Annotated in this window: 4 protein-coding genes; all 4 read right to left on the reverse strand. The window is 72.8% G+C overall.

The genetic code is table 11. The features are described from left to right. On the reverse strand, positions 1 to 884 hold an 884-nt coding region (locus G3I19_RS33895), incomplete at its 3' end, for a uroporphyrinogen-III synthase (protein ID WP_164267543.1). Between the two features lie 128 nt (positions 885 to 1,012). Then, positions 1,013 to 1,942, reverse strand: a complete 930-nt coding sequence (locus tag G3I19_RS33900) for a hypothetical protein (RefSeq protein ID WP_239075013.1) — start codon at positions 1,940 to 1,942, stop codon at positions 1,013 to 1,015. A gap of 32 nt (positions 1,943 to 1,974) precedes the next feature. Then, complete coding sequence (locus G3I19_RS33905; RefSeq protein ID WP_164267545.1) at positions 1,975 to 3,306, reverse strand: acyltransferase; 1,332 nt, start codon at positions 3,304 to 3,306, stop codon at positions 1,975 to 1,977. Further along, on the reverse strand, positions 3,303 to 5,555 hold the full coding sequence (locus G3I19_RS33910) for a polysaccharide deacetylase family protein (RefSeq protein ID WP_164267546.1): 2,253 nt from the start codon (positions 5,553 to 5,555) through the stop codon (positions 3,303 to 3,305). Before G3I19_RS33910 ends, G3I19_RS33905 begins: the two co-directional genes overlap by 4 nt. Positions 5,556 to 5,720 lie beyond the last annotated feature (165 nt).

Consider the following 5,720-nt stretch of genomic DNA (forward strand, 5'->3'; position numbering starts at 1 on the left):
ACGGCCAGGCCCCGGATCTGCACCCGGTGGCCCGCGACGGTCAACTCCACCGCGCGGGCGGGAAGTTCCTGGCAGATGACCTGCACGAGCGGCCCGAGCCTGAAGCGCTCCGGCTGAAGGGTGGCGATGCCCTGCGCCTGGAGGGGCAGCGCCGTGACCGGCCCCACGCAGACCGCCGCCACGCCGTGCCGGAACGCGGCGACCAGACCGGGCCGCAGCCCGCGCTCCTCCGCGCGGGCCAGCAGTGAGGCGGCGGCGGGCGCGCTGGTGAAGGCCAGGGCGTCGACCGATCCGGCGAGTGTCGCGTCGAGCAGCCAGTCGAGCGGGCCGATGTCCTCGGGCGGCAGCCACCGGTACACCGGTACGCCGACCACGTCCGCGCCCGCGTCCCGCAGCGCCGCCACGAATTCCGTCAGCGGCTCGCCGTGGAGCTGAACCGCGACCCGGCGGCCCGCGACGCCCTGTGCGAGCAGCCGGTCGAGCACCTCGGCCATCGACTCGGAGGCCGGCGACCACTCCTCGTGCAGTCCGGCCGCCCGGATCGCACCCTTGACCTTGGGTCCGCGCGCGAGGATCTCCGCCCCGCGCAGCCGCTCGGCGAGGGCGTCGCCGAGGCCCCAGCCGTCAGCGGCCTCGGTCCAGCCGCGGAAACCGACCGCGGTGGTCGCGATGACGGTGTCCGGGGCGTTCGCGATCAACGCGTCGGTGGCGCTACGGAGTTCACTGTCGTCCGCGAGCGGCACGATGCGCAGGGCGGGCGCGTGCTGGACGACGGCACCCCGCCGCTGGAGCAGCCCGATGAGTTCCTCCGCGCGCCGGGCGGCGGTGACGCCGACGGTGAACCCGGCGAGCGGGCCCTGCTGGGGCGGTGCGGTGTCGTGCATGGTGCGTGAGCCTCCCGGGAGCGCGTACGGCGACGGTAACCGGCCAGGTCACGGCAGAACAAACGGCACAGAAGCGGGCGGCGGGGCGGCGACAGCCCCGGGCAGGACGGCGGGCGCGGCTCCTGCCGTCAGCGCTGCGGCGGCCCGCCGTACGCCGGGGGCGGCCCGAACGACCGGGGGTCACCCTGCGGCGGCTGGGCATGCGGCTGCTGGTGCTGCTGCGGCTGCGGCTGCTGGGCCTGCGGGGCATACGGCTGCTGGTGCTGCTGCGGCTGCGCGTACGCCTGAGGCTGCGCGTACGGCTGAGGCTGCTCGTATGCCTGAGGCTGCGCGTACGGCTGGGGCTGCGGCTGGGCGCCGTACGGGCCGGGGGCCTGGCCGTTTCCGGCGTACGGGCCGGGCGGCTGCGCACCGTACGGCACCGGACCCGAGGCCCCGTACGGGCCCTGCGCGGGTACTCCGTACGGCCCGGCCCCCATCGGGCCGCCCTGGTAGGGGAGTTGGCTGCCCGGGGGCAGATAGCGCACCCGGCCCGACTCGTCCGTCAGCGCTACGAAGCCCTGCGACTGCAACAGCGCGGCGAACTTCGCGTGGCGGCTGCGGTTGACGAAGAAGCCGATCACGAAGATCACCATCAGCGCCGCCCAGATGATCGCCGCGATGAGATACGAGAGGGCGTCCCCGCCGATCCGGTAGCCGAGGATCACGGCGCCGACGGTTGTCCCCAACGCCCCGTACAGCATGCGCTGTTCGGCGTTCTTGCCGGTCAGGTCGAACTTCAGCCGGGCCTTGAGCAGCTCCACGGCGTCCGTCCTGAAGGGCGGGAGCGGCCCGCCCTCCGCGGCCTGCGGATAGTTCGCGCGGTTCCACGCGGCGCGCTGCTGGACCTGCGGATCGAGGTCCGGGACGAGCTGCATCTTGAGCACGCTGTTGCGGCCGCCGGTCTGCCGGGCGTCCAGGTAGCGGTAGCCGAACTGCTCCGCGATGAAGGCGAGCCGGGCCAGTTTCCTCACCGACGACATCGGGCTCGTGAGTTCGACGGGCTCCCCGGTCGCCATATGCCTGAACATACGGCGCGTCTGCATCCTGCTCACGTGTTCCGCTCCCCCTCCGGGCGACCACCGCGCCGCCGTCGAACCACCGTTCTACGTCCCGTACGGCGCAACCGTCCAGCCGGACGGCCGGCCCGGCCGTCCGGCCAGAGCCGGGGCCGGCGCCGGGCGGCCAGGTCCTCGATCCAGCCGACCGCCGGCACGGTCAGCGCGATCAGCGGCCAGACCACGACGCACATCCACACGCTGTATGTGGCGGTCAGCGCGGAGCCGAACCGGTCCCCGGCGAACGGCACGTTGTACAGCTGGTCGATGAGCGGCACGGTGGCCATGATGAGGGCGTTGTGCCAGAGGTAGATGGTGACGGCGCGGTTGTTGGTGAGCGTGATGAGCCGGTCGAACCGGGCCGGCCCGGGCGGCAGCCGGTGCCAGGACGGGGCGTACGCGAGGAGCAGCGCGCAGGCGCCGAACGACCAGGTGGCCTGGGCGAGCGGGATGTCGTTGAGGTCCCAGCCGTCGGGCCCGAGATGGCCGTGCGCCCACCAGAGACCGAAGACCATGACGGGGACGGCACAGGACACCAGGAAGTAGCGCGGCACCTTCTTGAGCAGCCCGTCCTGGTGGGCGAAGCCCAGGATCCAGCAGGAGCCGTAGACCGCGAAGTCGGTGAGGGCGAGGCCCGGTTCGCCGGGCACGGTCACCACACCCGTGCCGATGACCGCGGTCAGCGCGAGCGGGGCGAGCAGCGTCGGCCAGGGCAGCCTGCGGAAGGCTCTCAGCAGCAGGGGCGACAGCAGCACGAACCAGAGGTAGGCGCGCAGATACCAGAGCGGGCCCACCGCCTGGTCGGGCCAGTCCTGGTCCAGCAGGCCGGAGGCGGAGCCGAGTGCGTCGGGGTAGGGCGGGGCGCCGACCGGTACGAGGTAGAGCAGCACTTTCGTGACGGAGGGCCGCCACCCGGCGTACGCCATCATCCCCAGCATCAGCGCGCCGAACGCCCACATCGGCGGCAGCAGCCGGCGGAGCCTGCCCCGGATCACCTCCAGGGCGGGGCGGCTCAGGGAACGGGCCATCAGGGACCCCGCGAGCGCGAACATGACGCCCATGGAGGGGAAGACGACCGACAGCCAGGCCCAGCCGAACAGGTGGTAGAGGACGACGCGGACGAGGGCGGCGGTCCGCAGCAGATCGAGATAGCGATCACGGCCGGGGCCGGTACCGGGACCAGTACCGAGGCTGGGGCTGAGGCCGGGGCCGGTGCCGCGGCCAGCACCGGGGCTGGTGCCGGGGCCCGTTCCGGGTGCGGCTTCCGGGGCCGCGGCTCCGGGGCCGGGAACAGCCGGCCCGGGCACCGGTGTGGTGGCGGTCATGCGACGGGGCTCCGGTCCTCGCCGGTACGGCTGCCCGCACCACTGCTCGTACGGCTGCTGCCAGCAGCGCCGCCCGCACCACGGCCGTCACCGCCGCCGTCACCCCTGCCCTCACCACCACCGGCACCACCCGTGACACCGCTGCTCGCGGCGGCCGGGCGCGGTGCGGGCAGTGCGCCCGGGGCGGCGACCTCTCCGGTACGGCGCAGCTTCTGCCAGCGCAGCCGCCCACCGGTGAGAGCAGTGATCCACGACTGGAGCAGCACGACGTACATCAGCTGCCGGTACAGGATCTGCTGGAGCGGCAACGAGACCAGGTGGCGCATCCGTTCGCGGTCGAGCCGGAACGCGTACCCGGCGCACACCGCCTGGACGGAGAGCACGGCCAGCCAGGCCAGCGCGGTCTTCTCCGTGGGGCCGAAGATCAGCCCGTACAGCAGGAAGACGTCGATGAGCGGGGCCAGCAGCGGCGCCAGCACCATGAAGAGCGCGACCAGCGGCAGCCCGACCCGGCCGAACCGCCCGGATGGCCCCCTCTCGACCAGGGCCCGGCGGTGTTTCCAGATCGCCTGCATCGTGCCGTACGACCAGCGGTAGCGCTGCGACCAGAGCTGCTGGACGCTCGAAGGGGCCTCGGTCCAGGCGCGGGCGTTCTCCGCGTAGACCACGCGCCGGCCGTCGCGGTGCAGCGCCATCGTGAGGTCGGTGTCCTCGGCGAGGGTGTCCTCGCTCAGCCCGCCGACACGGTCGAGTGCGGACCTGCGGAAGGCGCCGACGGCTCCCGGGATGGTGGGCATGCAGCCCAGCACGTCGTACATCCGGCGGTCCAGGTTGAAGCCCATCACGTACTCGATGTGCTGCCAGGCGCCGATGAGACTGTCCCTGTTGCCGACCTTGGCGTTCCCGGCGACCGCGCCGACCGCAGGGTCGCCGAAGGGCTGCACCAGTTCGCGCACGGTGGCCGCTTCGAAGACGGTGTCGCCGTCCATCATCACGATGAGGCCGTGCCCGGCGTGTGCGATGCCGTTGTTGAGCGCGGCGGCCTTGCCCGCGTTGCGCTGGCGCACCACCCGGACGTCGGGCAGCCGCAGCGCTTCCACGAGATCGGCCGTCCCGTCGGTCGAGCCGTCGTCGATGACGACGACCTCGACGGGGTGGTCGCTCCCGGCGAGTGAGAGGACCGTACTGACGATGCAGGCGCTCTCGTTGTACGCGGGGACCAGCACCGATACGGGTTCGGTGACCGGCGGCCCCCAGCGGAAGCCCGGTGCGCGGACCTTGCGGGCGTGCCGGAAGGAGAGCACCAGCATCAGCCCGAAGCGGGCGAACACCAGCACACCGACGACGGCGAGGCAGCCGATCAGGATGCCGGAGATGTCGTCGGAGAGCCCGACGGCGAAGACGAACGCCTTGCCGCGCCACAGCTCGGCCCCGCTGACCGGGGTCTGTGCGGACGGCGCGCCCAGTGCGTCGGTGAGGCTGGCGAACTCGTAGCCCTCGTGCTGGAGTTCGGGCAGATAGCGGCCGAGCGCGGCGACGGTCTGGGCGCGGTCGCCGCCCGAGTCGTGCATGAGGACGACCGCGCCCCGGCCGCCCTCGGGGGTCGCGTTGCGCAGGATCGTGGGGACGCCGGGCCGCTGCCAGTCCTCGCTGTCGATGGAGTCGAGGACGGTGATGTAGCCGCGGCCGCCGATGTACTTCACGACGGGCCAGTTCTTGTCGTCCAGCGCGTCGGCGAACGACGAGTAGGGCGGCCGGAACAGCGAGGAGCGGATTCCGGCGGCGCCCGCGAGGGCCAGCTGGGTCTGGGAGAGCTCCCGGTCGATACGGCTCTTCGACTGGTACGAGAGGTCGGGGTGGTTGAAGGTGTGCACGCCGACCTCGTGGCCCTCGTCGACCATGCGCCTGACCAGGGCCGGATAGCGGGAGGCCATGGTGCCGGTGACGAAGAAGACGGCGTGCGCGTGGTACTTCTTCAGCTCGTCGAGGACCTTCGGGGTCCACTCCGGATCGGGTCCGTCGTCGAAGGTCAGGACGATCCGGTGGTCGGGGATGCGCAGGCTGGTGGGCTCGCCCTTGCCCCGGGCGTCGATGACAGGGCCCCCGTCGAGGATGTGGCCGGGGACGTCGCCGGTGGGGGCCGGCGGCCGGACCCGGTGGTCGGCCACGATCTCGCTGTGGACGTAGCCGCGCATCACCAGCACGCCGAAGAGCGCCAGGAGCAGGAGCAGCGGCAGGAGATACCGCATGGGCGGCCGGAGCCGGAGCGACCGCTTGGCACGGGCGGCCTCCGCAGTTCGGACGGTTCTCATTTTGCTTACGGTGTGCTCTCTGCGGGTGCGGACTGCTCGGGGCCGGCCGGCGCGGTCGCGCTGCCCGAAGGGGCCGGTGCGGACGGGGGCGGCGTGTGGCCG

The organism is Streptomyces sp. SID10853, assembly GCF_010548145.1.
Taxonomy (GTDB): Bacteria; Actinomycetota; Actinomycetes; order Streptomycetales; family Streptomycetaceae; genus Streptomyces.

Coding starts and splice junctions, on each gene's coding strand:
- G3I19_RS33900 (WP_239075013.1), bottom strand. CDS start 1,942: ATGGCGACCGGGGAGCCCGTCGAACTCACGAGCCCGATGTCGTCGGTG.
- G3I19_RS33905 (WP_164267545.1), bottom strand. CDS start 3,306: ATGACCGCCACCACACCGGTGCCCGGGCCGGCTGTTCCCGGCCCCGGA.
- G3I19_RS33910 (WP_164267546.1), bottom strand. CDS start 5,555: ATGCGGTATCTCCTGCCGCTGCTCCTGCTCCTGGCGCTCTTCGGCGTG.